This is a genomic window from Bradyrhizobium sp. CCGUVB1N3 (assembly GCF_024199925.1).
Lineage (GTDB): Bacteria > Pseudomonadota > Alphaproteobacteria > Rhizobiales > Xanthobacteraceae > Bradyrhizobium.
Genome location: NZ_JANADR010000001.1, coordinates 3574225 through 3601118 on the forward strand (window position 1 = coordinate 3574225; position 26894 = coordinate 3601118).

Here is a 26894-nt window from a genome sequence, read left to right on the forward strand (position 1 = left end):
ATGCGATCCTGAGGAAATAAACGACGACGCGACGGCGCGAAGCTTCGGACGCGGGGTCCGAAGCTCAGCCGATCTGGATTTTGGTGTCGGAGACGAACTGGTAGGGCGGCACCGGCAGGTTTGCGGGTGCGGGCCCCTGGCGGATGCGCCCCGACGAATCATACTGCGAGCCGTGGCAGGGGCAGAAGAATCCGTCGTAATTGCCCTCATGGGCGATCGGGATGCAGCCAAGATGGGTGCAGATGCCGATCACGACCAGCCACTGGTCGTGCCCGGCCTTGACCCTGGCCTCGTCGGACTGCGGATCGGGCAGGCTCGCGACGTTGACCGCGCGCGCCTCTTCGATCTGCTTCTTGGTGCGGTGGCTGATGTAGATCGGCTTGCCGCGCCAGAACACCTTGATGTCCTGGCCCTCGGCGACCGGGGTCAGATCGACCTCGATCGGCGCGCCGGCGGCGATCGTCGAGGCGTCCGGATTCATCTGGGAAATGAACGGCCAGAGCGTCGCAACGCCCCCTACTGCCGCTGCTGCCCCCGTTGCAACGAAAAGGAAATCACGGCGTGTCGGATGGTCCGCCGAAGACGCTGTCGTCACGATTCCAACCCTTTCTTCTTATGCGACCGGCGGAACCGCCCCAGGGGGCGCCCAAAGGTCCCCAGAACAGGCTGCCGGCGCCCGCGGCCCCCCGCGGCGGCAGAACTTTGCTTGATCCGCGCCAAAACGAGCGAAACAGCAGTCCAGAATCGTTCTATTGGCACCCTTGCCGGGCGAGCGCAAGCCCGCTATCGGCGCGGAAGCGTGCAATGCACGAATTCCGCGGCCAGCGATGTTTCATTGAGACATTTCCGGCCCGCACCACCCCCCCGCAGCCCATGCAGATAGCGCTTTTCCAACCCGACATCCCCCAGAACACCGGCACGATTCTCAGGCTCTGCGCCTGTCTGGACATGGCCGCCCATATCATCGAGCCGGCGGGTTTTCCCGTCTCCGACCGCTTGTTCCGCCGGGCGGGAATGGACTATCTGGACCAGGTCAGCGTCACCCGTCACGACTCCTGGTCGAAATTTGAGGCATGGCGCACGGAACAAGGGTACCGGCTGCTGCTGTTCACCACCAAGGGAGCGACCAACTACCTTGATTTTCGCTACCAGCCGTCGGACATCCTGCTGCTCGGGCGCGAGAGCGCAGGCGTTACCGACGAGGTGGTCGCGGCCGCGGATGCGCGGCTCGTGATCCCGATCAAGCCGGGGCTGCGCTCGCTCAATGTGGCGATGACCGCGGCGATGGCCGCAGGCGAAGCGCTGCGGCAGGTCCGGAACCAATCCGCCTAGAATGTTTGGGAGAGCATGGTGAGTTACGCGGTCAAGGAAATCTTCCTGACGCTGCAAGGTGAAGGCGCCCAGGCCGGACGCGCTTCCGTGTTCTGCCGCTTTGCCGGCTGCAACCTCTGGAGCGGCCGCGAGGCCGACCGCGCCGGCGCCGTCTGCCAATTCTGCGACACGGACTTCGTCGGCACCGACGGCACGCTGGGCGGGCGCTACGCCAGCGCGGCGGACCTTGCGGCGACGATCGCCGCGCAATGGACGGGAACCGACGGTAACCGTTATGTCGTCCTGACCGGTGGCGAACCGCTGTTGCAGGTAGACGCCCCGCTGGTCGATGCGCTACACGCGAACGGCTTCGAGATCGGGGTCGAGACCAACGGTACGATCCTTCCGCCTGATGGCCTCGACTGGATCTGCGTCAGTCCGAAAGCGGGAAGCGATCTCGTCGTGCGGCGCGGTCACGAGTTGAAGCTGGTCTATCCGCAAGCGCAGGCGCTGCCGGAAGCTTTCGAAGGCCTCGCCTTCGAGCGGTTCTCGCTGCAACCGATGGACGGGCTGGATGTGGCCGAGAACACAGCGCGCGCCATCGACTATTGCCTGCGCCACCCGCAATGGCGGCTCAGCGTACAAACACACAAGACGCTCGGCATCAGGTAGCTGGCATCAGATAGGACTGACGTTCACAAGATGTGGGAATTGACGAAATCATTCCGCTTCGAGGCAGCGCATACGCTGTCGGGTACGACCTTTGGCGCGGCGAGCGAAGAGATTCACGGCCACTCCTTCCGCGCCGAGGTGAGCTTGCGCGGCACGCCCGATCCCGTGACCGGCATGGTGGTCGATCTCGGCCTCGTCCAGCGCGCGATCGAGGACGTACGGCTGACGCTCGACCACAAGTTTCTCAACAAGATCGAGGCGCTGGGCACCCCGACGCTTGAAAACCTCTCGCGCTTCGTCTGGGAGCGTCTTGCACATCTCGGCGGGCTGACCCGCGTCAGCATCCATCGCGACAGTTGCAACGAGAGCTGCGCCTATTACGGTCCGCAGGGTTAGACTTCGTAGGGTGGGCAAAGCGTAGCGTGCCCACCATTCAAGACGACGATCAAAGTGGTGGGCACGGCGCAAGCGCGCCTTTGCCCACCCTACGAGCCGGTCCGCTTTGGGATTTAGATATGGACGTTTCTACGATTGACGGCCGCAAGGCACGCGCGCGGAGCTGGTTCGAGTCTCTGCGCGACGACATCTGCGCAAGCTTCGAGCGGCTCGAGGACGACGCGCCGCAAGAGCTCTATCCCGGTTCGGCCGGCCGCTTCGTGCGCACGCCCTGGCAGCGCACCGACCACTCTGGCGCGCCGGGCGGCGGCGGCGTGATGTCGATGATGTACGGCCGCCTGTTCGAGAAGGTCGGCGTGCACTGCTCGACCGTGCATGGCGAGTTCGCCCCCGAGTTTCGCGCGCAGATCCCGGGCGCGGCGGACGATCCGCGGTTCTGGGCGTCGGGCATCTCGCTGATCGCGCATATGCGCAATCCCAACGTGCCCGCCGTGCACATGAACACGCGCTTCGTCGTCACGACGAAAGCCTGGTTCGGCGGCGGCGCCGACCTCACTCCCGTGCTCGACCGGCGGCGCACGCAGGAGGATGCGGACACGATCGCCTTCCACGCCGCGATGCAGGAAGCCTGCGCCGGGCAGAACGGCGTTGCCGACTACGACAAGTACAAGAAATGGTGCGACGAGTATTTCTATCTGCCGCACCGCAAAGAGGCCCGCGGCATCGGCGGCATCTTCTACGACTGGCATGACAGCGGCGACTGGGAAGCCGACCTCGCCTTCACCAAGGATGTCGGCCGCGCCTTCCTGAAGGTCTATCCGGAACTGGTGCGGCGCAATTTCGCTGATGCCTGGACGCCCGCCGATCGCGAGGAACAGTTGATCCGGCGCGGGCGCTACGTCGAGTTCAACCTGCTCTACGACCGCGGCACGATCTTCGGGCTGAAGACCGGCGGCAATGTGGATTCGATCCTGTCTTCGCTGCCGCCGGAAGTGAAATGGCCATGACGTCGATGAAGACCGCAAAGCCCCTGCCCCGTGCCATGCTGATCGATATGGACGACACCATCCTGTCGGCCTATGGCCGTCCCGAGATCGCCTGGAACACGATCGCAACCGAGTTCGCGGCCGAGCTTGCACCGTTGCCGCCGGCGCAGGTCGCCGCAGCCGTGCTGACGTTTGCGCGGAATTTCTGGGCCAATGCGGAGGCCGCCTGGCGGCTCAAGCTCGGCGAGGCCCGGCGGCTGACGGTGAAAGGCGGCTTCGCAGCGCTCGCCGCAAGCGGGCACCGCGCCCTGCCCGACGATCTCGCCATTCGCCTAGCCGACCGCTTCACCACCTATCGCGAGGAGGAGATGTTCGTCTTCCCCGGCGCACATGAAGCCATCGACCGGCTGAAGGCGCTTGGCGTCAAGCTCGCGCTGGTGACCAATGGGGCTGCCGACATGCAGCGCGCCAAGGTCGAGCGTTTCGAATTGACCCATCGCTTCGACCACATCCAGATCGAGGGCGAGCACGGTTTCGGCAAGCCCGAGGAGCGCGCCTATCTGCATGCGATGGACGCGCTCGGCGTCACCGCCGGGGAGACCTGGATGGTCGGCGACAATCTGGAATGGGAAGTCGTGACGCCGCAGCGCCTCGGCATCTACACAGTCTGGATGGACGTGCATGGCGAGGGCTTACCTGCGGGATCGCCGATCAGGCCCGACCGCATCATCCGCTCGCTGACCGAGCTGCTGCCGTAAGCGGTTACGGTTCCGGACGGCATTTTCACCATGCCGTGATGTATGAACTCCCTCACAATGTCATTGGCGACAATCGGAGATTGTATCGGCTCGGCTCCTGACCGAACATACCTGGAGGTCACCGGTGTCCCAGGACGATGCAGCCAGGCCAACCTCTGATGCGAAAGCGCCTCCGCCTTCCGAACCGCCACTATCGTGGTTGGCGAAATTCGATCGCGGGTTTACGCTCGTCAAAAGCCTCTCGCTGGTGACGATGCTGGGCAGCCTCCTCGTCGGCTACTTCCAGTATCTAAACTCCTATCAGGAGAAGGTGAGCGCCCAGGCCAAGGAAAACATGCTGGCAGCGGCGAAGACGTTCGACGATATCTCGACGAAATTCTCTCTGGTGCAGGCGCTGCAACAGCAGCTGTTCTCTGATTACTCGGCTGCGCTCGACGATCGCGCCGACGCCAACGAACGGACCCTTGCTGTCAACAACGCCCAGGACATTCTCAAGGTCTACGAAACGGCCCAACTGGCGTTGTTTGAAACCGGCGAGCTGCTGGCGCGAAACGCAGAAATATATATCGACTGGGCTTCGAACTTCAGAGACAATCCGTTAGTACGGCTTGGCCCAAACAGTGACCCGCTCGACCAATCCCTGCTTCGCGCCTATGACTTCGATTGCGATCACCACTTGCCGCAATTCATGCCTTCAGGAGGCGGCGCGTCGACCACCCCTCGCATAACTGCCGAGGATGCCTGTTCGATACATGCCCAATACAACCTTGACCCGGCATATTCGTATGTCGATGTTTGCCCGAAGAACCGGGAAAAGGCCGGCACGAACGATTCCGTCACGATTCACTGGTTCAGCGCCAAGCATCAGGTGCTTGTGATGCACTATTGTCTGCGCAACCTGCATGAAAGACTGGCGCCAGTGCGCTACTGGGCCTCGCAACCCGAGGCGAAGCTCGCGCGCAAGCCTTCACCCCAGGTCGACCGCGACCGCATTCAGGCAGCGATCGACCTCCAGGCCAAGCGCCTCAATGCCTTTATGACCCTCGCGACCTACCAGATGGACTGGATTCGCGAGAGCTATCGCCCGGACAGCTTTGCCTGCCATGTGCCGGTCGTCACATCCGTGGTTGGCTTTTTCAACGATGCATGCACCCCGATCAAGACGACGCCGATCATCAAGGCGCGCTGATTCCGCACGGTAATCTCTGAAGGGTCGCCATCACCTTGCTGTCGACCGACGCAGCCGTCCGTGATCGGCATGTCATGACGGCTTGCTAGCGTTGAGCCGCGTCGATCAACACGGAGGACAAATCCATGGAACTGAAAGCCGGCGATGTCGTGATGCTGAAATCCGGCGGCCAGCCGCTGACCGTCGTCGAGGTCAAGGAGGAGGACGTGCTCTGCCTCTGGATGGGCATGGAAGGCAATCTCTTCCGGGAGACGCTGCCGCTCACCGTGCTCGAACAGGCCGGGCCCGAAGAGGACGAAGACGACGAGGATGAGGAAGAGGACGAAGAGGAAGACGACGAGGACGAGGAATAAAGCGCGACGAGATTAGGTTCGATGGCTGCCACATAGGAAGTGCGCTCCCTCTCCCGCTTGCGGGAGAGGGCTGGGGAGAGGGTGTTTCCGCAATCGAGACTCCCAATGCGGAGAGAGCCCTCACCCGGCGCTTCGCGCCGACCTCCCCCGCAAGCGGGGGAGGTTTGACCGACCCCGCGGCCTCCGACTTTCGCCCATCCAACAAAACTCTCGAAAACAACCCCATGCAAAGTAGCCAGCGACTGCCGACGCGACGTTTTGCGGATTTTACGAAATTACTTGACGCGTCGGGCAAATCAGGGGCATGATGCCATCATCGAGAACGAGGGCGAGATCGCGGCCCCCAATTGAAGTCGGGCGCGATTTGCTTTGAACAACGCTCGGCGCCAGACGATCCTCTTGAACCTGCCGCAGTTCGACCGCAACCAAATGGGGCAGTAGATTGATTCTGCGCCAGCGGGAGCGGTGAACTGACGATGCTTGATCGAGCCTACCGGCAGCGCCTCGAAGCCGATCTTGCACGATGGGAAGCCGATGGCCTGATCACGCCTGCGGCCGTAGCCGCCATCCGCGGTGGGCTTCCGGCGGCAGCTTCTGGCTTCAGCATTCCCGTCGTGATGGGCATTGTCGGCGGCCTGTTGATCGCGGCCGCGTTCGTGGCCTTCGTCGCCGCGCATTGGGTGGAGATCGCGCGGCCGTCGCGTTTCGCAATTCTCGTCGCCGGCATCGTCGCGTCCAATGCGCTCGGCGCGTGGTTCGTCCGCACCGAACGCCCCATCCTCGCCGATCTCTGCGCGAGCGTCGGTGCGGTCATTTTCGGGGCCGGTATCGCACTCGTCGGCCAGATGTATCACCTCGGCGACGACTTTGCCGGGGGCATGCTGCTGTGGGCCGTGGGCGCGCTCTGCACGGCTGCACTGACCAGCTCGCGCGGCGCGCTTGCGGTGGCACTCGTCGCGGCAAGTATCTGGACCTGCCTGCGCATCGCCGACATCCACGACGGCCCGCACCTTCCGTTCGTCGCGCTCTGGCTCCTGACGGGCGCCCTTGCTGTGATCTGGAATTCGCGCGTGGCCGCTCATCTCGTCGCGCTGGCGGCGTTGCCATGGTGGATTGCGACGGCAACGGAGCTCGGCCTGCACGACCTGGAGCCGTTCCTCGTTCTCGCCAACGGCGCAGCCCTGCTGCTAGGCGGCGGGCTGGCGCTTGCCGCGACGCCGTGGCAGAGGACACGTGAAGCTGGCGGCGTATTGTCGACCTACGGCGCATTCGCGCTGGCGGTCGTCGCCGTTGTCGAGGTGATTGCAGCCAACGACATGCTCCATCCCGGGTCGGATGCCAGTCTCCAGCCAGCGTGGGCCATCGCGTGCGGCGTCGCTGCGACGATCGCAGCCCTCGCAGTCGGGGTGCTCCGACGACGCGCCGGCCCGGCCTTTGCCGGCGGCGCGATGGCGCTCATGATGATCGCGACCGTCATGTGGCAGTTGCGGCAAACCGGCGAGCCATGGCCTGCCTATGCCGTCGTGCTCAGCGCCATGCTCTGCCTCGTCGTCTCCGGAATGCTCGATGGCAGCCGCGCGCGGATGGTTGCCGGCTGGCTCGGCATCGCAGGCGTGATTGCCGGCATTACCTGGGCCGTCAAGGGCTCGCTGCTGCGTCGCTCGGCGTTTCTCGCCGCGGCGGGCGTCGTCGCGATCGCGATGTCGGCCGTGCTCAACCGTCTGCTGCCGAGGACCGAGACATGACCAGCGTCGCCGGCTCCTTGCAGCGCATCCCCAAGATCGCCCTCTTCGCAGCCGCCGCGCTGATTCAGTTCGCGCTCCTGGCCGCCATGATCGTCGATCGGGTCCAGATCCTGCGCAACGGCGCGGAGATCGCCCTGCAGACGCATCCCGTCGATCCCCGGGATCTCTTGCGCGGGGACTACGTTCGGCTCGGCTATGATATTTCGGATGTGCGGTCAGGAGCGCTGCAAGATAAACCCGCAGGGGCCCGCAATCCGATCGTGTTCGTCAAATTGACGCCCGATCGCGACGGTCTCTACAAGGCCGTCGCGGTGCACACCGAAGTCGTCCCGGTGGCAGGCCCGGAGGTGTTGATCCGCGGCCGCGTCACCTACGGCACCAATTGCGGCGCGGATTCCCGCGCCTTCTGCGCCACGCTGCACGTCAACTACAATCTGGAGCGCTATTTCGTTCCCGAAGGTGAGGGACGGAAGCTCGAGCAGGCGCGCGACAAGCGCAAGCTGACCATCGTTGCTGCGGTCACACCGTCCGGGCGCGCCGCGATCAAGCGGCTCTTGGTCGATGGCGAGCCTGCCTACGAGGAACCGTGGTTCTGAGAGAACGCCAGGAGTCTCAGATCAACTGCTTCACCGCCGCCGAGATCATCACGAGCCCGCCCGTGATCACCGCGACGTCGAGGATCGCGGCGTGGATGTGCACCGGCATCCGCTCGACGAAGGCCTTTGCAAGGAATGCGCCCGGCACCGCCATCCCGCCGATCAGGAGCGCGAACGCAAGGACCTGCGCGGTCACCGCGCCGGCGAGGCCGAACACCGAGATCTTGATGAGGCCGGTGCCGAGCGAGATCATCGCGTCGGTCGCGATCACCGCCGCGCCTTCGAGGCCCGCGGCCATCAGCAGCGAGAGCAGGATCACGCCGGAGCCGGAGGTGCCGCCGACCAGCACGCCATAACCGACCGAGCCCGCCGCGAGCCCGGTGTTGCCGATCTTGACCTGGCGGCGGCGCAGCACGCGGCGCAGCGGCACGCTCAGGATCAGCATGGTGCCGATCACCAGCGCCGCGCCGGCATTGGTCAGGCGCGTGTAGCCGTAGGCGCCGAGCGCCGTCGTCAGTGCCGCGCAGGCAAGCACGACGAGCGCGCGACGGCGATCGGCATAGCTGACATAGGCAATCGCGCGGCTGAGATTGGTGAAGATCGCGGAGATCGCAATGATCGGCACCACGGGCTCGGCGCCGACCATCGGCACCAGCACCAGCGGCATCAGGGCGCCGGTGCCGTAACCTGCGAGCCCACCGATGATCGAAGCAAACAACGCCATCAACGCCACCAGCAGAAGCTGCAGAAGCGAAATATCGGCGAAGCCTGAGACGATGGTCACGTTCTCTGATCGCGGCTGACGCGTGCCGCAGCTTGATCGGCGATGGAAGCGAGCGCCGCCTCGTCTAGGGGAAAATCCGCCGCAAGCCAAGCGTCCTCGGCGAGCGTCAACACATGTCCGAGCGCGGGCCCTTCCGCCATGCCGCGCGCGATGAAGTCGGCGGCCTTCAGCGGGAATTTCGGCGGCATCCAGCGTTGCGGCAGCTCGGCGAGTTCGCGCCAACGCGCCGAATTCACCTCGCCCGCGTCCCTCGCCCACGCCAGCAACACACGATCGTGATAGCGCTCGGCGCCGAGCCGATAGAGCAGCCGCCGCGCATTGGCCTCGTCCTTGTTGGCGAATCGCCACCAGCGGTGCCCCATCGAATCCAGCGCCTTGGCCTCCGCATTGCTGAGTCGGAGCCGCGACGCGACGCGCTTGGCATCCTCGGTCACGGCGACCGTCAGTCCCGCAAGCCGCCGGGTCGCGCTCGCAGCAAGGCCAAGCTCGTGCTCGATCGCGATCATGCTCGCCAGCGGCCCGGTATAGGCCACGCCGCCGATCAGCAACTGCAAGAGGCCGCCGTCGGCCATGGCGACCGCCGCGGGCGCAGCACCAGCTGCGACCAGCAGCTTCAGCATTTCCATGCGCACCCGCTCGGCCGAGAGACCCGCAAGCCCGGCGCGGCCACGGATGCAGGCGAGATAGCCGCCGCGGTCCGGCTCGCCCTGGCCAAAGGCGGCGTGGATGCGGAAGAAGCGCAGGATGCGCAAGTAATCTTCCGCGATGCGCTGGTCGGGATCGCCGATGAAGCGCACGCGCCGCAGCGCAATGTCGGCAAGCCCGCCGACGTAGTCGTGCACGACGCCCGTCGCGTCGACCGACAGCCCGTTCATGGTGAAGTCGCGCCGCTCGGCGTCCCTCACCCAGTCACGGCCGAACGCAACCTTGGCCTTGCGGCCGAAGGTCTGGGTGTCCTCGCGCAGCGTGGTCACTTCATAGGGGTGCCCGTCGATGACCAGGGTGATGGTGCCGTGGTCGATGCCGGTCGGCACGCTCTTGATGCCGGCGCTTTTGGCGCGCCGCATCACCTCCTCCGGCAATGCGGTGGTCGCGATATCCATGTCGCCCGGCCGCAAGCCGAGCAGCGCATTACGCACGGCGCCGCCGACCACGCGCGCCTCCTCGCCGTCGGCGTTCAGGAGCTGCAGGACGCGCGCGGTCCCGCCGGAGGTCAGCCAGGACGCATCGGCAAGCAGGGGCTCCGCGCTCATCTGCCAGCCCCTATTTCTCGACGCCCGGCACAAGCCTGCCGTTCTCGACATGCGCAGGGACATAGGTCGAGTTCGGCGAGGCGCCGGTGAAATGTGCAAGTCCGACCAGGCTGGCGATCACCAGCACCAGCGCGACCAGCACGAGGCGGGCGATGGTGTAGACCGGCCAGGACGACTGCACGAACAGGCCGGAGCGCGTCGCGACCAGGAACAGGGCATAGACCGCGAAGGGAACGAGGAAGATTCCGATCTCGGTCAGCGCCGGCCGGATCATGGCAAATAGATCCGCTCATACAACACACGCAGTATTCCGGCGGTCGCACCCCAGATGTACCGCTCGGCAAACGGCATCGCGTAATAGAAGCGCTCCATGCCGCGGAATTCCTTGCTGTGCACCTGGTGGTTCGCCGGATTCATCAGGAAGGATAGCGGTACCTCGAAGGCGTCATCAACCTCGGAATGGTTGATCACAAGCTCAAATCCTACCCGCACCCTTGCGACAGTCGGCAGGATGCGGAAGCCGAAGGCGGTGCCGTAGAGATCGAGATAGCCGACCGGCTCGACGAAGTCGCGCAACAGGCCGACCTCTTCCTCGGCCTCGCGCAGCGCCGCATCGCGCGGCGAGGCGTCCATCGCGTCGATCTTGCCGCCGGGAAAGGCGATCTGCCCGGCGTGGTCGTTCAGATGCGCCGAGCGCTGCGTCAGCAGCACGGTCGGCTCGGGCCGATCGATGACCGGGATCAGGACCGCCGCGGGGCGCACCGGCTGCTCGCGCGCAATGATCTCGAGCATCTTGTCGGTGCCGGGATCGCCCGACGTCGGCACGATGTTGGGATCATAGAGGGCGGACGGCACGTCGAAGGTCAGCCGCGCCTTGGAGCGGGCGAAGAAATCCGCCGCGCCCAACCGGACGGGTTCGTCCTTCAGAAACGGCCTGGTCAAAGCGCAGCCCTCACCTGTTCGGCATCCGCCATGGCAAAGAATTCGCCGTCCGACTCGACACCGAACATTGCCTGGCCATCGACCATCCGCTCCTCGCCCATGTCAACCAGATCGTAATAGAGCGCGCGTGTCACCTTGGCCCAAAGGTCAGAGCGTACGTGCAGGTAGGGCGTCAGCCCGCCGTCGACCGCCTGCTCGAAGCGCAAGCCATGCGCCACATCGCACCTCACCCAATCGTCGACATTGGTGCGGAAGCTCAGCACGCGATGGTTGCCCTCGCCCTCCTTCAGCATCTCGACCGCCATAAACGGCGCGTCGTCGACGCGAATTCCGACCTTCTCCACGGGCGTGACGAGAAAATGCTTGTCCCCTTCGCGCTTCAGGATGGTCGAGAACAGACGCACCAGCGCCGGGCGGCCGATTGGCGTGCCCATGTAGAACCATGTACCATCGCTGGCGATTCGAATGTCGAGATCGCCGCAGAACGGTGGATTCCACAGATGCACCGGGGGCAGCCCTTTTTGGGCAGCACCCGCGTTCTTGGCGGCGGCGGTCAACCCGTCAAGACCCCGATCGGTGCGCTGCCCTTGGTTCGCCATGGTTTGCCCTGACATTGTCTTTGGCACGATTGGTGCAGGTCTAATTTGTACCTCTGTGAGCGGTTCCACACCGGAATCATCCGGTGTGCAAGGTCGCCACTTCGTGATGCCGTACATATCCCGAAGCCGATAAGGTGGGGATAGCTAAATTCAGCGAATACAGGGCCTTTCTGCAAGTCTAGCATGGGGCCCAAAACCTGACATGTCACGAGCTGACATGACATGAGATGCGACGCAAGCAGGCCGCGTGAACGGCTTAAGGAGCTGACGGATGGCGGAAAGTGTCGAAAAACTCGAAGACGTGATCGTCCGCTCGGCGGAGCAGGTGTCGGGACAGATTCGCGCCGCCAAGGACGCGATCGCAACCGTCATCTTCGGCCAGGACCGCGTGATCGAGAACACGCTGGTGACGATCCTCTCCGGCGGCCATGCGCTCCTGATCGGCGTGCCGGGTCTGGCCAAGACCAAGCTCGTCGAAACGCTCGGCGTCACGCTCGGCCTCGATGCCAAGCGCATCCAGTTCACGCCCGACCTGATGCCGTCGGACATTCTCGGCGCCGAAGTGCTGGACGAGAGCACCGCCGGAAAACGCTCCTTCCGCTTCATCGCCGGCCCCGTCTTCGCGCAGCTCCTGATGGCCGACGAAATCAACCGCGCCAGCCCGCGCACGCAGTCCGCGCTCCTGCAAGCGATGCAGGAGCAGCACATCACGGTCGCCGGCGCGCGTCATGACCTGCCGAAGCCGTTCCACGTGCTCGCCACGCAAAACCCGCTGGAGCAGGAAGGCACCTATCCGCTGCCGGAAGCCCAGCTCGACCGCTTCCTGATGGAGATCGACGTCGACTATCCCGATCGCGACGCCGAACGGCGCATCCTGTTCGAGACCACCGGCGCCGAAGAGACGCTGGCGAAGGGCTCGATGACCGCGGATGCGCTGATCGCGGCCCAGCGGCTGGTGCGGCGCCTGCCGGTCGGCGATTCCGTGGTGGAGGCCATTCTGTCGCTGGTGCGCTCGGCGCGTCCCGGCCCCGACGGTGGCGAAACCGGCAAGCTGATCGCCTGGGGGCCGGGTCCCCGCGCCAGCCAGTCGCTGATGCTGGCGGTGCGCGCACGCGCGCTGCTCGACGGCCGCCTCGCGCCGTCGATCGACGACGTGCTCGACCTCGCCGAGCCGGTGCTGAAGCACCGCATGGCATTGACGTTCCAGGCGCGCGCCGAAGGCCGCACGATTCCGGACGTGATCCGGCAATTGAAGACACGGATCGGTTGATGGCCGCAGAGAACGGGCACACAGCGAAGGAGATCATTGCGATCCGACGTGCCGATGGCGAGAGCCGTACGCTCGCCGCTTCGCTGCCGCGCCTGGTGCTAGAGGCCCGTCGCATTGCCGCCAACGTCATCCACGGCCTGCATGGCCGCCGCCGCGCCGGCTCTGGCGAGAGCTTTTGGCAATATCGCCGCTTCGTCTCCGGCGAGCCGGCGCAGAACGTCGACTGGCGCCGCTCCGCGCGTGACGACCATCTCTATGTCCGCGAGCAGGAATGGGAAGCCGCGCACACGGTGTGGATCTGGCCCGACCGTTCGCCGTCGATGGCGTTCGCATCCAGGCAGGCGCGTGACTCCAAGCTCGAGCGCACGCTGATCGTGGCATTCGCGCTGGCCGAGCTGCTCGTCTCCGGCGGCGAGCGCGTCGGCATCCCCGGCCTGATGGCGCCGACCGCGAGCCGCAGCATCATCGACAAGATGGCGCAGGCGATGCTGCATGACGACGCGGAACGGCCGAGCCTGCCGCCGTCCTTCGTACCCTCGGCGCTCGCCGAGACGGTGGTGCTGTCCGATTTCTGGTCGCCGATCGCCGAGATCAGGAGCATGCTTGCGAGCCTCTCCGGCTCCGGCGCCCATGGCACGCTGGTGCAGATCGTCGATCCCGCCGAGGAGACGTTCCCCTATTCCGGCCGCGTCGAATTCGTCGAGCCCGAGGGCTTCGGCGTGATCACGGCGGGGCGCGCCGAGAGCTGGGCGCAGGACTACACCGCGCGGCTCGCACTGCATCGCGACCAGATCCGCGACGAGACCAACAAGCTCGACTGGCTGTTCGTCACCCACGTCACCGATCGCTCCGCCGCCGAACTGCTGCTGTTCCTGCATGCCGGCATGCAGGTCAGCAAATCGGGCGCACGCTCGACCACCGTCAAAGCGGGGCCCGCCGCATGATCGGAAGCCTGCCGCTCGCCTTCACCGAACCGCTGCTCCTGATCGGGCTCGTCAGCCTGCCGGTGCTGTGGTGGCTGCTGCGCGTGATGCCGCCGCGGCCGCGCCGCATCGAATTCCCGCCGACGCGCCTGTTGTTCGACATCGCGCCGAAGGAAGAGACGCCGTCGCGGACGCCGTGGTGGCTCACTGCGCTGCGCCTGCTCGCCGCGGCGCTGGTGATCTTCGCCGCAGCCGGCCCGATCTGGAATCCGCAGACGGGTCTTGCCGGCAGCAAGGCGCCGTTGATGATCATGTTCGACGACGGCTGGAGCGCAGCCTCGAACTGGGACACGCGGATCAAGGCCGCCGACGAGCTGATCGCGAATGCCGACAGCGACCGCCGCGCCATCGCGCTGGTGCCGCTGTCGGAGCCGAACCGCGACATCACGTTGATGCCGGCCGGTGCGGCTCGCGTTGCGTTGCGGCAGCTCGCGCCGAAGCCGTATTCCATCGAGCGCGTTGAAACTCTCACCACGATCGATCGTTTCCTGAAGGCCACCGGCGATTGCGAGATCGCCTGGCTGTCCGACGGCGTCGATACCGGCCGCGGCGAGGAGTTCCTGCAAGGCCTGACGAAGACGATCGGAGACCGCAGCTTGACGGTGTTTGAAGGCGGCACGCCCTCCCCGCTGGCGCTGGTCGCGGCGGAGAATGCGGCCGCCAAGATGGTCGTGAAGGTGCTGCGCACCGACAGCGGCATTGCCGCGGGCACCGTGCGCGCGCTCGACCAGAAGGGATCGCCGATCGGCGAAGCCCGCTACGCGTTCGCCCCGCAGGACAAGGAAACCGAGGCCGCCTTCGACCTGCCGGTCGAGCTGCGCAACGACATCACGCGGCTCGAGATATCCGGTGAGCGGTCCGCAGGCGCCGTGCAACTGCTCGACAAGCGCTGGCGCCGCCGCGCCATCGGCATCGTCTCCGGCGCGACCAGCGAGACCGCTCAGCCGCTGCTGGCGCCGACCTTCTATCTCACCCGCGCGCTGGCGCCGTTTGCCGACGTCCGCCTCGCCGACAAGGGCGCGCCGCAGCAGGGCATTACGCAATTCCTCGACCAGAAGCTGCCGATGATCATCCTGGCCGATGTCGGCACCATCGCCCCCGAAATCCGCGAGCGGCTCAATGCCTGGGTCGACCAGGGCGGCGTGCTGGTGCGCTTCGCAGGTCCCCGCCTGGCGCAGGCCGAGGACGACCTCGTGCCGGTGAAGCTGCGCAAGGGCGGCCGCACGCTCGGCGGCAGCCTGACCTGGGAGAAGCCGCAGCACCTCGCCGCCTTCACCGCGGACGGACCGTTCGCCGGCGTCCCTGTCCCCAAGGACGTCACCGTGAGCCGTCAGGTGCTCGCCGAGCCCGATGCGGTGCTCGCGACCAAGAGCTGGGCCTCGCTGGAGGACGGCACGCCGCTCGTCACCGGCGAGCATCGCGGCAAGGGTCTGGTCAGCCTGTTTCATGTGTCTGCCGACATGCGCTGGTCGGATCTGCCGATGTCGGGCACCTTTGTCGAAATGCTGAGGCGGATCGTCGACATGTCCGGCTACACCTCCAAGCCCGGCGCCGGCGTTGCCGGTGAGGCGAGCGCCGAGACGGTGGCGCCGCTGCACATCCTCGACGGCTTTGGCGCCTTCGGTCCGCCGCCGGCCACCGCAAAGCCGCTGTCGGCCGATTACCGCGACCGCGCCACATCAGATCATCCGCCCGGCTTCTACGGCCCGGCCGAGGGACCGCTGGCCGTGAACACGCTCGCCGCCGCCGACCGCATCGCCCCGCTCGACACCGCGAGCCTGCGCGCCCGGCATGCGACCTACACCAACGCCGAACCGCGCGATTTGCGCGGCTGGCTGCTCTCGACCTCGCTCGCGCTGTTCCTGGTCGACGCCATCATCGTTGCGCTGCTCGGCGGCGGCCTCGCCGCGCTCCTGCGCCGGCGCGCGGCGCCCGCCGTGCTCGCGATTGGCTTGATCCTCGCCGGCATGCTGTCGCCCGCGCCATCGCGCGCCGACGGTGCCGCCGACGATTTTGCGATGAAGGCGGTGTCGCAAACCCGCCTCGCCTATGTCGTGACCGGTAACGCCGACGTCGATTCCATCGTCAAAGCCGGCATGTCCGGGCTGACGCTGTTCCTGGCGCAGCGCACCGCGCTCGAGGCCGGCGATCCCGTCGGCGTCGATCCCACGCGCGACGAGCTCGCCTTCTTCCCGCTGATCTACTGGCCGATCGTTCCGGGCGCGCCAAAGCCGCCGCAGGACGCCATCAACAAGATCGACGCCTACATGAAGCAGGGCGGCACCGTGATCTTCGACACCCGCGACGCGGTCGAAGCGTCGCCCGGCGAGAATGGCGCCTCGCAAACGCCCGGCATGCAGGCGCTGCGCGAGATCCTCGCCTCGCTCGACGTGCCCGAGCTCGAGCCGGTGCCGCGCGAGCACGTGCTGACCAAGACGTTCTATCTGCTGCGCGACTTCCCCGGCCGCTTCAACACAGGCCAAACCTGGGTCGAGACCCTGCCGCGCGAGGAAGAGGACGACAGCGCGCAGCGCCCGGCGCGCGGCGGCGACGGCGTCTCGCCGATCATCATCACCTCGAACGATCTTGCGGGCGCCTGGGCGATCCGTCCCGACGGCCAGCCGATGCTGCCGCTGACGCCGGGCGAGCCGCGCCAGCGCGAATTCGCCTTCCGCGCCGGCGTCAACATCGTGATGTACACGCTGACCGGCAACTACAAGGCCGACCAGGTGCACGCGCCGGCACTGATCGAGCGACTCGGGCAATAGGAGCGACATGAATTACGGCATCGCGTTCACGCCGCTTGTCCCTGCGATCGTCTTGTGGATCGCGCTCGCCGCGATCGTCGTCATCGCAGCCCTCTTGCTGCTGGCCCGCGCGCGTGGCGCCGCGGTGCGCGTCGCCGCGCTCGCGCTGTTCCTGCTTGCGCTCGCAAATCCCTCCTTCACCCGCGAGGACCGCGATCCCCTCACCTCGGTCGCTGCCGTCGTCGTCGACAAGAGCCCGAGCCAGAATTTCGGCAATCGCACCCGCGAAGCTGCCCAGGCGCAGGAGGCGCTGGTCGACAGCCTGAAGCGGATCAAGGGCCTCGAAGTGCGCGTCGTCGAGGCCGGACAGGCCGACGGCGAGACCGACGGCACAAAACTGTTCGGCGCGCTCACCTCCGCGCTCTCCGACGTGCCGGTCGATCGCGTCGCCGGCGCCTTCCTGATCACCGACGGCCGCGTCCATGACATCCCCGCGAATGCCGCCGCGATCGGCTTCCAGGCGCCGGTGCATGCGCTGATCACCGGACAGAAGAACGAGCGTGACCGCCGCATCGCGATCACGGCGGCGCCGCGCTTCGGCATCGTCGGCCAGAGCCAGACCATCACCTACCGCCTCGACGACCAGGGCGTCACTGGCGATCGCGCCAAGGTCACGATCCGCCGCGACGGCGAGGTGATCAGCGAGCGCACGCTGTCGAGCGGCCAGACCGCAAGCGTCGACGTCGACATCAAGCACGCGGGCCCGAACATCGTCGAGATCGAGGCCTCGCCGCTGGAGAAGGAGCTGACGCCGGTGAATAACCGCGCGGTGGTGGCGATCGACGGCGTCCGCGACAAGCTGCGCGTGCTGCTGGTCTCCGGCGAGCCGCATTCCGGCGAACGCACCTGGCGCAACCTCTTGAAGTCCGACGCCAGCGTCGACCTCGTGCATTTCACCATCCTGCGGCCGCCGGAGAAGCAGGACGGCACGCCAATCAACGAATTGTCGCTGATCGCGTTTCCGACCCGCGAATTGTTCCAGCAGAAGATCAACGAATTCCAGTTGATCATCTTCGACCGCTACGCCCGCCAGGGCGTGCTGCCGATCGCCTATTTCGACAACATCGCGCGCTATGTCCGCTCGGGCGGCGCGGTGCTGGTCTCGGCCGGTCCCGACTATGCGTCGAACACCAGCATCTGGCGCACGCCGCTGGATTCGGTGCTGCCGGCCGAACCGGTCGGCGTCACCGAAAAGCCGTTCTATGCGCATCTCTCCGACACCGGCAAACGCCATCCGGTGACGCGGGGTCTCGAAGGCTCGGCCAGCGAGCCGCCGCATTGGGCCCGATTCTTCCGCACTGTCGACACCCGAAACGCGACCGGCTCGCCGGTGATGACCGGTGCCGACGGCAAGCCGCTGTTGTTCCTGTCGCGCTTCGGCGAAGGCCGCGTCGCGCTGCTGCTCTCCGATCACATCTGGCTATGGGCGCGCGGCTATGAGGGCGGTGGCCCGCATCTCGACCTGCTCAGGCGGATGTCGCACTGGCTGATGAAGCAGCCGGATCTCGACGAGGAGGCGCTGCGCCTTCAGGTGCAGGGCAAGGATCTCGTGGTGGTGCGCCAGACCATGTCCGACAGCGTGCAGCCGGTGACGGTGACCTCGCCCTCCGGCGTGACCCACGATCTCACGCTCAATGCCGGCGACCCCGGCGAATGGCGCGCGAGCCTGCCGGCTGGCGAGCTCGGTCTCTGGCAGGCCACCGACGGCACGCTGAAGGCGCTGATCAATGTCGGCCCGACCAATCCGAAGGAATTTTCGGAAGTCACCTCGACTACCGAGACCTTGAGGCCGCTGACGCAGGCGACCGGCGGCGATGCCGTGCGCGTCGTCGACGGATCGAGCGTCGAGCTGCCGCGCGTCGTGCCGGTGCGCTCGGCCTCCATCTTCCACGGCGACGGCTGGATGGGGGTCAGGATGCGCGATGCCAGCGTGGTGAAGGGCGTCGGCGTGCTGCCGATCTTCGCCGGGCTGATCGGGCTGCTCTTGCTGCTCGGTGCGTTTGCCGCGACCTGGGTGCGCGAAGGGCGCTGAGCCCCACGAATTCCGTTGCATGAAGATCACAGCGGGAGGCCGGCCGCAGCGGCCGCGCCTCCCGCTGTTGACATGCGCGCCACGATCCTGCGATGTTACATTGTAACATCGTGATGGCCGGGGGATTGGCCCTCGCGATGCGGGGTGCATTTTTCGAATGAAGTGGTTCCGCTCGAACGTCAGGCACGGCGCCCGGCTCGCGATCTTCGCGATGCTGGTGCAGTTCGCGCTGACCTTCGGCCACAGCCACTGGTTCGCACAGGCCGCGCCGCTGCTCCAGTCGTCGCAGCAGGCCAACGGCATCGCATCCGTCGATCGTACAGCGCTGCAGAAGCAGTCGCCGGCCAGTCCCGACCACGACCAGCAGGGCGACGACAATTGCGCGATCTGCGCCGTGGTCTCGATGGCGAGCACCGTTGTGTTCGCGACGCCGCCGCTGCTGCATCTGCCGCAGGCGGTCGAATTCCTCTACCGCACCACCGACGCCGAATTCATCCATCTGAAGTCGGCCAGCCACGCGTTCCAGCCGCGCGGCCCTCCCGCAACCTGATCTCCGTCGATTGAACCGCCCAACGGGCTGCCGCCGTCGCGCGTGCAAGCCTCCCGTCGGGCTTTCGAGGATTGATCCGCCGCGTGTCGGCGGCAGGCGCTCGTTGTCGAAGCCGGATTTCGGCCGCGCCTGATCGGAATCAGGACAATGTTGCTATCTTCAGGACCCTGCTTGGCGCGCGCAGGCGTGGCCACGCTCACGCTTTTCTATCTCAACAGCACCGCCATGGCGCAGACCGCCGCGCCGAGCAACGCCACGACCTTGCCCAGCGTTGAGGTCACTGCCCCCCCGCGCGTGCATCCATCGCGTCCACCGAAGCTTCGCACCGTACGAAAGCGTCTCCAGGCGCCCGAAACGCCGCCGTCGACCGCGGCGCAGACCGTGGCTGGCCAGAATGCGACGTTCGACCAGACCCGCGACAACGTCGTCGCCCCCATCGGCGCCACCTCGCACACGATGAACCGCCAGGCGATCGAGGCGCTGCCCCAGGGCAACAACGCGACGCTGGACAAGGTGCTGCTGCAATTCCCCGGAGTGACCCAGGATTCGGCTGCCAGCGGCGAGTTGCACGTGCGCAACGAGCACGCCAATTTGCAGTACCGCATCAATGGCGTCATGCTCCCCGACGGCGTCGGCGCATTCGGGCAGATCCTCGATACCGGGATTGTCGGCAGCATGAGCCTCCTCACCGGCGCATTGCCCGCGCAGTACGGCTTCCGCACCGCCGGCGTGCTCGACATCCAGACCAAGGCGGACGCCTTCAACAATTCCGGCGTCGTCGGCGTCTATGGCGGCAGCAACGGCACGATCTCGACCAACGTCGAATATGGCGGGACCGCCGGGCAGACGCAGTATTTCGTCTCGGGTCGCTTCCTCCAGAACAATCTCGGCATCGAGAACCCGACGGCGTCGGTGAACGCGATCCATGACCGCACCAATCAGGAGAAGGGATTCCTCTATCTGTCGACGGTGCTCGATCCCACCAGCCGTCTGACCTTCATGAGCGGTGTGTCGAACGCGACGTTCCAGATCCCGAACAATCCGGGACAGACGCCGAACTTCACGGCGTTCGGCGTGTCCAATTTCGACTCGTCGAAGCTCAACGAGCACCAGAACGAGTTCAACCAGTTCAACGTCGTTGCCTACCAGAAGTCGGTCGGCGAATGGGACACCCAGATCGCCTATTTCAACCGTTACAGCCAGCTGCACTTCTACCCCGACCCGATCGGAGATCTCGTCTTCAACGGCGCGTCCTCGGACGTCTATCGGCAGAGCCTCGTCAACGGCATCCAGCAGGACACCGCCTGGCGCGTCGGCTATGCCCACACGCTGCGCTTCGGCTTCAGCGTCAGCGCGGAGCGGACTTTGGTCAACAGCGGCACGACCGTGCTGCCGCTGGCCGACCCGACCGATCCCACCGCAGGCACGATCGACGCGCCGTTCTCGATCTTCGATTCCAATGCCAAGACCGGCTGGTTGACCGGGACCTATCTCCAGGACGAGTGGCGGATCACCAACAATCTGACCCTGAACGCCGGATTGCGTTTCGACCAGATGTACCAGTATGTGAACGCCAACCAGCTCAGCCCTCGCGTCAGCCTGACCTGGAAGCCGTTCGACGGCACCACGTTCCATGCCGGCTATGCGCGCAACTTCACGCCGCCGTCGCAGGTGATCGCCTCGCCCACCAATCTTGCTCTGGTGACGCCGCCCAACGCGCCAGCGAACACGCAGACGCCGGAGGTGCCGGTCAGCAGTCCGGTATTGCCGGAACGGTCACACGTGTTCGACGTCGGCGTTGTGCAGAAGATCTATCCGATTCCGGGCCTCGAGGTCGGCGTCGACGGCTACTACAAGATCGCGCGCGATCTGCTCGACGACGGCCAGTTCGGCGCGGCCTATGTGCTGAACGGCTTCAACTATGATCGCGGCGAGAACGTCGGCATCGAGGTCAAGTCGACCTATCGCAATGGCAATTTCAACGCCTATGCCAATCTCGCCTGGGCCAGGCAGATCGCGACCAACGTCGTCTCGAACCAGTACCTGTTCGGCCAGGACGAGCTCAACTACATCGCGACCCACTATGTCTACACCGACCACGCACAGACGCTGACGGCCTCGGCGGGCGCCTCCTATCTGTGGGACGGCACGCGCTACAGCGTGTCGATGATCTATGGCAGCGGCCTGCGCGCGGGCTTTGCCAACACCGATCACCTGCCCGCCTACACGCAAGTGAACCTCGGCCTGTCGCACGACTTCAACATCGTGGCGCCGAACAAGCCGACGACGGTGCGGTTCGACGTGGTCAACCTGTTCGACACGATCTACCAGATCCGAGACGGCACCGGCATCGGCGTGTTCGCGCCGCAATACGGGCCGCGGCGCGGCTTCTATGTCGGCGTCTCGCAGCGGTTCTAAAGCATGATCCGGACCCGGAGGGCCGCGTTAGCGCAAAGTGCGAAGCGGTTTTCCCTCGCGACAAACGCAGAACGCGTTTGCGCGGAGATCATGCGCAAACAACAGCCTAAAGCGCGATGACGATTCATCCTGATCTCATCGTGCTTTAGGTGCGTTTCTCGGGCAGATCAGCACCAAGATGCGATCATCGCGCAGAAGGCCAACCGATGGTGCCGCCTCTCCGCTTCCGCGATTCAGTCCTTTCTGACGTAGCGCCAGAGCAGATCAGCGATTTCGTCGCGGCGCTGAGCTCTCGCCTTTGGCGACGACATGTCCCAGGCGAATTGCGCCTCGAAGGTGTGACGGTTGGCGACCGAGAAGAAGCACAGCGCGTTCAGCGTCATGTGCAGTTCGATCGGATCGAGGCCGGGCCGGATCACGCCGCCAGCAACGCCGCGCTCGAGCACCTTGGCAATCTGGCTGATGCTCGGCCGCGTCATCTCCTTGAGTTTTTGGCTGCTGGTGATGTGCCGCCCGCGATGGATGTTCTCGATCGTGACGAGGCGGACGAATTGCGGATGGGCCTGGTCGAAATCGAAGGTGAATTCGGCCAGCCTGCGGATCGCGGCCTCCGGCTCCAGCTCGTCGAGATGAAGATCCTCCTCGGCAGCGCGCATCTTGGCATAAGCCATCTCGAGCACTGCGATGAACAGCTCTTCCTTTGAGTTGAAGTAGTAGAAGATCAGCCGCTTGGTGATGCTGGCGCGGGCGGCGATGGCATCGGTGTTGCCACCGAGCAGGCCATTCTCGGCGAATTCCTCGAAGGCAATGTCGAGGATCTCCTGCCGCGTTCGCTCGCGGTCGCGCCGCTTGATCGGCGCAGGCTTGGCGCCCCGCGCGGGCTGCTTCTTCACGCCTGGCATCTGGCAGTTCGGTCCTTCGTGGCGGCCGCAAGCCGCCTCGCCTCCATCAATAGCTCAATCGAAGGCCCTTGACATCAATTATCCTACCGATTAATTACTAATTATCCTGCTGATTAATTATGTAGACGATGATGACCCCGCTCGGCCTTGCCCATCTCACCGCATTGCAGCTCGCGCCGCCGGTCGCCGAAGCTGTCGCGGCTGGGCCTAACCAACGGAAGACATGACATGACCAGAATCAGGATTGGCGTCATCGGCGCGGGATTGATCGGGCGCAAGCATCTGCGCAAGCTGGCCGAGCACAGCAACTATGAGCTCGTCGGCATCGCTGACGTGAATGCCAAGCAGGTCGCAGCCGAGCAACCCGGCGCGCGCGTCTTCGAGGATTACCGAAAGCTGCTCGACGAGGCGCGGCCAGAGGCCGTGATCATCGCCTCCCCCAATCAGCTTCACGCCGAGAACGGCATCGCCTGCGCGAGGCGCGGCATCCACATCCTGATCGAGAAGCCGGTCACCGATACGCTGCAGACCTCCGCCGATCTGATCGCCGAGGTCCGCAAGGCCGGCATCAAGTCGCTGGTCGGCCATCACCGCCGCCATCATGAGCAGGTGAAGGCGTTGAAGGCGCTGGTTGCACAGGGCCGGATCGGCGATGTCGTCGGCGTCTCGGCGATCTGGGCGACGCACAAGCCGGCCGAGTATTTCAAGATTGCGCCCTGGCGGTCGCAGGCCGGTGGCGGCCCGATCCTGATCAACCTGATCCACGAGATCGATTTCATGCGATTCGCGATCGGCGAGATCGTCGCCGTCTCGGCGATCGCCGCAAACCGCCAGCGCAGCTTTGCAGTGGAGGACACCGCGGCAGCGTTGGTGGAATTCGAGAACGGCGCGCTCGGCACGTTCTTCCTCAGCGATTGCGCGGTCAGCCCCTGGACGATGGAGCAGGGGCTCGGCGAGTCGCCGGAGTTTCCCTATAGCGGGCAGAGCAGCTACCGCGTGATGGGCCGCCGCGGCACGCTCGAATTTCCGAGCCTCGATCAATGGATCCAGGCCAATGACGCGCAGGACTGGAACAAGCCGATCCAGGCTCAGGCCAACCATGCCGGCTCGATCGATCCCTATGTCGCCCAGCTCGATCATTTTCGCGACGTCATCCGCGGTGTGGCGACCTCGCTGCAGCCGGTCGAGGACGGCGCGCGCAGCCTTTTGGTGACGCTCGCCATCGCCGAAGCCGCCACGTCGGGACGGCGCATCGATCTGCGCGAGCGTTACGCGGCGCTCTCGACGTCGTAGCGCGAAAAATTCTCGCACCAGGAAGTTTCTGGGCGAGATTGTGTCACAGCATTGAGGGCCGTTGTGGCCGTCAGCCGGCGATCAGGGCCCGGCCCGGACGCGCGAAGGTACTGCGTCCGTCTGCGACCACGGCCTCGCCTGCCACGAATACCGAACGGATGCCCGCCGGCATTTCCGTCGGCGCCTCGAACGTCGCTTTGTCCATGATGGTATCGTCGAACAGAGTCATATCCGCGATCATGCCCGGTCGCAGGATGCCGCGGTCGGACAGACCGAAGCGCTGGGCGGGCATCGCGGTCATTCGCCGTACGGCATCTTCCAAAGTCAGCCAGCCTTGCTCACCTGTCAGCCGGCCGGCGACGCGCGGGAAACTGCCATAGGCGCGCGGATGCGGCTTGGTGCCCGGGCGCGGAATGCCGTCGGAGCCGACCATGTGCAGGCGATGGGTGAAGGCCGCGCGCAGGTCAGCCTCATCGAGCTGGAACATGATGATGCCGGTCTGGCCCTGGTCTTCCTCGATACACCGAACCATGAGATCGAATGGCGAGATGCCGAGCCCGCGCGCGGCGTCGACCATCGACTTGCCCTCGAGCGGCTTCAGCGCGGGATTGCCGGTACCGGAAATGCGCACATTGTGCCAACCGATCAGCACGATCTTGGACTGCGCGGCATGCGGATCGGGATCGCCTTCCTCCACCAGCACGCGAAGCGCCTCGCGCTTGCCCGGATCGCGCAGCCTCGCGCGCAGCGCGTCGATGCCGCCTTCGAGCGCGGCCGGCGGCAGCAATTGCAGCATGTAGGAACTGCCGGCAGGATACGGATACATGTCGAAGGAGATATCGATCCCCTCCGCCCGCGCGGCCTCGAGCCGGTCGAGCGCCTTAGGGATGGCGCCCCAGTTCGGCTTTCCCGCCGACTGAAGATGCGACAGCAAACCCGCCGCGCCGGAGGCGCGCAGGATCGCGATGAATTCGTCGATGGATTTCAACAGGCCCGCTTCGTAGCTGCGGATATGCGCCGTGAGCAGCTTGCCGTGAGCGCGCACGGTCGCTGCCAGCGCACACAGTTCATTGGTGTCGGCATAGGCGCTCGGCGGATAGACGAGGCCGAGCGACAGGCCGGCGGCGCCCTGGCTGAGCTGCTCTGCGAGCAACGCCTGCATGGCCGCGACCTCCTGGTCCGTCGCCGCGCGGCGTTCGTAACCGAGAACGGCGAGCCGGATCGCGGCATGCCCGACCAGCGAGACGAGGTTGAGCGCCACGCCCGGCCCTTCCAGGGCCGATCGATAGCCGTCGAAGCTGTCGAAGACTTCGTTCGGCCGGGTTTCGCCCGCAAGCCCCGAGAAGTGCAGGCGCAGCATCTCGGCAGAGCTTGCGGTCGCCGGATAGAGCGAGAAGCAGCAATTGCCGACCACGAGCGTGGTCACGCCTTGCAGCGCCTTCTCGGGCCTATCAGGCTCGCGCAGGCAGATCAGATCGTCATGGCAGTGCGCATCGATGAAGCCCGGCGCGAGATAGCATCCGCGCGCGTCGATGATGTCGGCCCCGTCCGCGGGCAAGGCAGCGCCGATCGCCGCAATGCGGCTGCCGCTGATGCGCAGGTCGGCCTCGAACCACGGCGCGCCGGTGCCGTCGATCAGGCGGGCATTGCGGATCAGGGTGTCCTTGTTTCTGCCTTGGTTTGTAACTTGGGGCATGCTCCCCTCCTCAGTGGACGGCAACGGCGTCTCGCGGCACTTCCTCGGCAAAATCGGGAATCGATTCGATCCGCCCCAGCACCACGACATAGAAGAAGATGCCGATCAGCAGCACGACGCCGGCGATCATGAAAGCGCCGGCAAACGATTGTGTCCAGTCGACCACGATGCCGGTCACGATCGGTGCGAGGACGCCCATCATGTTGTTGGTGAAATTGAGAATGCCGCCGACGGTTCCCGCGCCGCCCTTGGGCGCAATCAGCGACACGATCGACGACCCGACGGGCGCGGCGGCGGACAGCCCCGAGATCGCGATCGACAGCCACAGCAGCGCCCAGCCCGGCTTCACGGTGAACGCGGCGCCGATCACGGCGAGCCCCATCAGCATGCCGACGATGATCACCGACTGGCGAACCCTCGTGCTGTCGTAGCCCCGCGCGATCAAGTGATCCACCAGGAACCCGCCGATCAGGAGGTCCGACAACGTCGCGAAAATCCAGGGGATCGTCGAATAGCCCGCAGCCGACATCAGGTTCATATGCATGGTCTGGGCGAGATAGCCCGGGAGCCAGGTGAGGAAGAGATAGAAGGTGTAGCCATAGGCCGAGAACCCGATGGTCAGCCCCCAGACCTTGCGGTTGCGCAAGAGGTAGCCGAGCATGCGGCTCTGCCCGGCCGTGGCCGGGCCTTCCGGCGTGCCGCCGCCGGCGACGATGTAGGCATGCTCCGCCTTGGAGAGGTTCGGATCCTCGCTCGGATTTCGATAGATGACGTAGTAGGCGACGAAATACAGAAAGCTCAGCAACGCCGTGACGCCGAAGCCCCAGCGCCAGCCGTAGAGAAAGATCACATAGGCGACGAGCGGCACGCCGATCACGTTGGAGAATTTGGCGGCGGAATCGAAGATCGCGGTCGAACGCGCGCGTTCGTCGAGCGGAAACCAGTGGCCGGTCGCCTTCTGGCTTGCCGGAAACGCCGGCGCTTCCGCGACCCCGAGCAACAGACGCGCGGCGGCGATGCCCCAAAGTCCGCTGGCGAGCGCGGTGATGGTGGCAGCGACCGCCCAGAGGAAGCTGCTGGCGCGGCCGACGGTCGTGACGCCGAAGCGGTCGAGCACCATGCCGCCGGGGACTTGCAGCAGCGAATAGGTCCAGAAGAACGCGCTGCCGAGCAGGCCGATGTCGGTGGCGGTGAGGCCAAGCTCCCTGGTGAGTTCGGGCGTCGCGGCGGAGAGCCCGACACGATCGATGTAGTTGATGAGGATTCCGACGCCGAGCAGACAGCCGATCAGCCAGCGTCGCCCGGGTACCTGTTGGCTTGCCTTCGCCATTTTGAATCCTCTCCTCGAAAACGCGGGAT

25 protein-coding genes are annotated in these 26894 nt (G+C 65.5%); 16 read left to right on the forward strand and 9 right to left on the reverse strand.

Features of this window, described 5'->3' with window-relative positions:
• Positions 1–64: 64 nt before the first annotated feature.
• A complete protein-coding gene (petA, locus tag NLM33_RS16940; protein WP_254097148.1) occupies positions 65–595 on the reverse strand; it encodes a ubiquinol-cytochrome c reductase iron-sulfur subunit in 531 nt (176 codons plus the stop codon).
• A gap of 278 nt (positions 596–873) precedes the next feature.
• Between petA and NLM33_RS16945 the strand changes: the two genes are divergently transcribed.
• From NLM33_RS16945 to NLM33_RS16985, 9 genes are all read left to right on the forward strand, one after another.
• Positions 874–1332 carry a tRNA (cytidine(34)-2'-O)-methyltransferase gene (locus NLM33_RS16945; RefSeq protein ID WP_254105818.1) on the forward strand — a complete coding sequence of 153 codons (459 nt, stop codon included), beginning with the start codon at positions 874–876 and terminating at the stop codon, positions 1330–1332.
• Positions 1333–1350: 18 nt separating this feature from the next.
• Entirely contained in the window at positions 1351–1983 is a 633-nt protein-coding gene (gene queE, locus NLM33_RS16950) for a 7-carboxy-7-deazaguanine synthase (RefSeq protein ID WP_254097149.1), read from the forward strand.
• Positions 1984–2013: 30 nt separating this feature from the next.
• Positions 2014–2379 carry a 6-carboxytetrahydropterin synthase gene (locus tag NLM33_RS16955; protein ID WP_254097150.1) on the forward strand — a complete coding sequence of 122 codons (366 nt, stop codon included), beginning with the start codon at positions 2014–2016 and terminating at the stop codon, positions 2377–2379.
• Positions 2380–2498: 119 nt separating this feature from the next.
• On the forward strand, positions 2499–3386 hold the full coding sequence (gene hemF / locus NLM33_RS16960; RefSeq protein WP_254097151.1) for an oxygen-dependent coproporphyrinogen oxidase: 888 nt from the start codon (positions 2499–2501) through the stop codon (positions 3384–3386).
• Positions 3377–4123, forward strand: a complete 747-nt coding sequence (locus tag NLM33_RS16965) for an HAD family hydrolase (RefSeq protein ID WP_254097152.1) — start codon at positions 3377–3379, stop codon at positions 4121–4123. Before hemF ends, NLM33_RS16965 begins: the two co-directional genes overlap by 10 nt.
• A 124-nt stretch (positions 4124–4247) precedes the next feature.
• Positions 4248–5312, forward strand: coding sequence for a hypothetical protein (locus tag NLM33_RS16970; protein ID WP_254097153.1), 1065 nt, complete (start codon positions 4248–4250; stop codon positions 5310–5312).
• Positions 5313–5437: 125 nt separating this feature from the next.
• The gene (locus tag NLM33_RS16975) at positions 5438–5665 is read left to right on the forward strand and encodes a DUF2158 domain-containing protein (protein WP_254097155.1); all 228 of its coding nucleotides are present in this window, start codon (positions 5438–5440) and stop codon (positions 5663–5665) included.
• 476 nt (positions 5666–6141) lie between these two features.
• The gene (locus tag NLM33_RS16980) at positions 6142–7410 is read left to right on the forward strand and encodes a DUF2157 domain-containing protein (protein WP_254097157.1); all 1269 of its coding nucleotides are present in this window, start codon (positions 6142–6144) and stop codon (positions 7408–7410) included.
• Positions 7407–8006 carry a GDYXXLXY domain-containing protein gene (locus NLM33_RS16985; protein WP_254097159.1) on the forward strand — a complete coding sequence of 200 codons (600 nt, stop codon included), beginning with the start codon at positions 7407–7409 and terminating at the stop codon, positions 8004–8006. The genes NLM33_RS16980 and NLM33_RS16985 overlap by 4 nt, the downstream gene beginning before the upstream one ends.
• A 16-nt stretch (positions 8007–8022) precedes the next feature.
• Here the strand turns inward: NLM33_RS16985 and NLM33_RS16990 are convergent, their stop codons facing one another.
• The 5 genes from NLM33_RS16990 to NLM33_RS17010 are packed head-to-tail and all read right to left on the reverse strand — an operon-like array spanning position 8023 to position 11584.
• Positions 8023–8790 (reverse strand): TSUP family transporter, encoded by a 768-nt coding sequence (locus tag NLM33_RS16990; RefSeq protein WP_254097161.1) that lies wholly within the window; start codon positions 8788–8790, stop codon positions 8023–8025.
• On the reverse strand, positions 8787–10043 hold the full coding sequence (locus NLM33_RS16995; RefSeq protein ID WP_254097163.1) for a CCA tRNA nucleotidyltransferase: 1257 nt from the start codon (positions 10041–10043) through the stop codon (positions 8787–8789). Before NLM33_RS16995 ends, NLM33_RS16990 begins: the two co-directional genes overlap by 4 nt.
• A gap of 10 nt (positions 10044–10053) precedes the next feature.
• Positions 10054–10317, reverse strand: a complete 264-nt coding sequence (locus NLM33_RS17000) for a DUF6111 family protein (protein WP_254097165.1) — start codon at positions 10315–10317, stop codon at positions 10054–10056.
• Positions 10314–10985, reverse strand: coding sequence for a CoA pyrophosphatase (locus NLM33_RS17005; RefSeq protein WP_254097167.1), 672 nt, complete (start codon positions 10983–10985; stop codon positions 10314–10316). Before NLM33_RS17005 ends, NLM33_RS17000 begins: the two co-directional genes overlap by 4 nt.
• A complete protein-coding gene (locus tag NLM33_RS17010; protein ID WP_254105819.1) occupies positions 10982–11584 on the reverse strand; it encodes a DUF1285 domain-containing protein in 603 nt (200 codons plus the stop codon). The genes NLM33_RS17005 and NLM33_RS17010 overlap by 4 nt, the downstream gene beginning before the upstream one ends.
• Positions 11585–11855: 271 nt before the next feature.
• Here NLM33_RS17010 and NLM33_RS17015 point away from each other — a divergent pair, with 271 nt between their 5' ends.
• The 6 genes from NLM33_RS17015 (at position 11856) to NLM33_RS17040 (ending at position 21644) form a co-directional block, all read left to right on the forward strand.
• Positions 11856–12854 carry a MoxR family ATPase gene (locus NLM33_RS17015; protein WP_254097169.1) on the forward strand — a complete coding sequence of 333 codons (999 nt, stop codon included), beginning with the start codon at positions 11856–11858 and terminating at the stop codon, positions 12852–12854.
• Entirely contained in the window at positions 12854–13798 is a 945-nt protein-coding gene (locus tag NLM33_RS17020) for a DUF58 domain-containing protein (RefSeq protein WP_254097171.1), read from the forward strand. Before NLM33_RS17015 ends, NLM33_RS17020 begins: the two co-directional genes overlap by 1 nt.
• Positions 13795–16605: a DUF4159 domain-containing protein gene (locus tag NLM33_RS17025; protein WP_254097173.1), complete on the forward strand. Its 2811-nt coding sequence runs from the start codon at positions 13795–13797 to the stop codon at positions 16603–16605. Before NLM33_RS17020 ends, NLM33_RS17025 begins: the two co-directional genes overlap by 4 nt.
• A 7-nt stretch (positions 16606–16612) precedes the next feature.
• On the forward strand, positions 16613–18676 hold the full coding sequence (locus NLM33_RS17030; RefSeq protein ID WP_254097175.1) for a hypothetical protein: 2064 nt from the start codon (positions 16613–16615) through the stop codon (positions 18674–18676).
• A 157-nt stretch (positions 18677–18833) separates the two neighbouring features.
• Positions 18834–19226, forward strand: coding sequence for a DUF2946 domain-containing protein (locus NLM33_RS17035; protein WP_254097177.1), 393 nt, complete (start codon positions 18834–18836; stop codon positions 19224–19226).
• 186 nt (positions 19227–19412) lie between these two features.
• Positions 19413–21644 carry a TonB-dependent receptor gene (locus NLM33_RS17040; RefSeq protein WP_254097179.1) on the forward strand — a complete coding sequence of 744 codons (2232 nt, stop codon included), beginning with the start codon at positions 19413–19415 and terminating at the stop codon, positions 21642–21644.
• Positions 21645–21877: 233 nt separating this feature from the next.
• On the opposite strand, the gene NLM33_RS17045 is transcribed toward NLM33_RS17040, so the two are convergent.
• On the reverse strand, positions 21878–22546 hold the full coding sequence (locus NLM33_RS17045) for a TetR family transcriptional regulator (RefSeq protein ID WP_254097180.1): 669 nt from the start codon (positions 22544–22546) through the stop codon (positions 21878–21880).
• 228 nt (positions 22547–22774) lie between these two features.
• Between NLM33_RS17045 and NLM33_RS17050 the strand changes: the two genes are divergently transcribed.
• Positions 22775–23839, forward strand: coding sequence for a Gfo/Idh/MocA family protein (locus tag NLM33_RS17050; RefSeq protein WP_254097182.1), 1065 nt, complete (start codon positions 22775–22777; stop codon positions 23837–23839).
• Positions 23840–23909: 70 nt separating this feature from the next.
• Here NLM33_RS17050 and NLM33_RS17055 read toward each other — a convergent pair whose 3' ends face one another.
• Together NLM33_RS17055 and NLM33_RS17060 are read right to left on the reverse strand one after the other, a co-directional pair.
• Positions 23910–25535 carry an amidohydrolase family protein gene (locus tag NLM33_RS17055; protein WP_254097184.1) on the reverse strand — a complete coding sequence of 542 codons (1626 nt, stop codon included), beginning with the start codon at positions 25533–25535 and terminating at the stop codon, positions 23910–23912.
• Between the two features lie 10 nt (positions 25536–25545).
• Positions 25546–26865, reverse strand: a complete 1320-nt coding sequence (locus tag NLM33_RS17060; protein WP_254097186.1) for an MFS transporter — start codon at positions 26863–26865, stop codon at positions 25546–25548.
• Positions 26866–26894: the final 29 nt, after the last annotated feature.

What these genes read in the sequence shown, in the direction of transcription:
- NLM33_RS17000 (WP_254097165.1), bottom strand. Translation starts at nt 10,317, where the DNA reads ATGATCCGGCCGGCGCTGACCGAGATCGGAATCTTCCTCGTTCCCTTC.
- NLM33_RS16955 (WP_254097150.1), top strand. Translation starts at nt 2,014, where the DNA reads ATGTGGGAATTGACGAAATCATTCCGCTTCGAGGCAGCGCATACGCTG.
- NLM33_RS17015 (WP_254097169.1), top strand. Translation starts at nt 11,856, where the DNA reads ATGGCGGAAAGTGTCGAAAAACTCGAAGACGTGATCGTCCGCTCGGCG.
- hemF (WP_254097151.1), top strand. Translation starts at nt 2,499, where the DNA reads ATGGACGTTTCTACGATTGACGGCCGCAAGGCACGCGCGCGGAGCTGG.
- NLM33_RS17020 (WP_254097171.1), top strand. Translation starts at nt 12,854, where the DNA reads ATGGCCGCAGAGAACGGGCACACAGCGAAGGAGATCATTGCGATCCGA.
- NLM33_RS16965 (WP_254097152.1), top strand. Translation starts at nt 3,377, where the DNA reads ATGGCCATGACGTCGATGAAGACCGCAAAGCCCCTGCCCCGTGCCATG.
- NLM33_RS16985 (WP_254097159.1), top strand. Translation starts at nt 7,407, where the DNA reads ATGACCAGCGTCGCCGGCTCCTTGCAGCGCATCCCCAAGATCGCCCTC.
- NLM33_RS17035 (WP_254097177.1), top strand. Translation starts at nt 18,834, where the DNA reads ATGAAGTGGTTCCGCTCGAACGTCAGGCACGGCGCCCGGCTCGCGATC.
- NLM33_RS17030 (WP_254097175.1), top strand. Translation starts at nt 16,613, where the DNA reads ATGAATTACGGCATCGCGTTCACGCCGCTTGTCCCTGCGATCGTCTTG.
- NLM33_RS17060 (WP_254097186.1), bottom strand. Translation starts at nt 26,865, where the DNA reads ATGGCGAAGGCAAGCCAACAGGTACCCGGGCGACGCTGGCTGATCGGC.
- NLM33_RS17010 (WP_254105819.1), bottom strand. Translation starts at nt 11,584, where the DNA reads ATGGCGAACCAAGGGCAGCGCACCGATCGGGGTCTTGACGGGTTGACC.
- NLM33_RS16995 (WP_254097163.1), bottom strand. Translation starts at nt 10,043, where the DNA reads ATGAGCGCGGAGCCCCTGCTTGCCGATGCGTCCTGGCTGACCTCCGGC.
- NLM33_RS17045 (WP_254097180.1), bottom strand. Translation starts at nt 22,546, where the DNA reads ATGCCAGGCGTGAAGAAGCAGCCCGCGCGGGGCGCCAAGCCTGCGCCG.
- NLM33_RS17055 (WP_254097184.1), bottom strand. Translation starts at nt 25,535, where the DNA reads ATGCCCCAAGTTACAAACCAAGGCAGAAACAAGGACACCCTGATCCGC.
- NLM33_RS16980 (WP_254097157.1), top strand. Translation starts at nt 6,142, where the DNA reads ATGCTTGATCGAGCCTACCGGCAGCGCCTCGAAGCCGATCTTGCACGA.
- NLM33_RS16975 (WP_254097155.1), top strand. Translation starts at nt 5,438, where the DNA reads ATGGAACTGAAAGCCGGCGATGTCGTGATGCTGAAATCCGGCGGCCAG.
- NLM33_RS16945 (WP_254105818.1), top strand. Translation starts at nt 874, where the DNA reads ATGCAGATAGCGCTTTTCCAACCCGACATCCCCCAGAACACCGGCACG.
- NLM33_RS17050 (WP_254097182.1), top strand. Translation starts at nt 22,775, where the DNA reads ATGACCAGAATCAGGATTGGCGTCATCGGCGCGGGATTGATCGGGCGC.
- NLM33_RS17025 (WP_254097173.1), top strand. Translation starts at nt 13,795, where the DNA reads ATGATCGGAAGCCTGCCGCTCGCCTTCACCGAACCGCTGCTCCTGATC.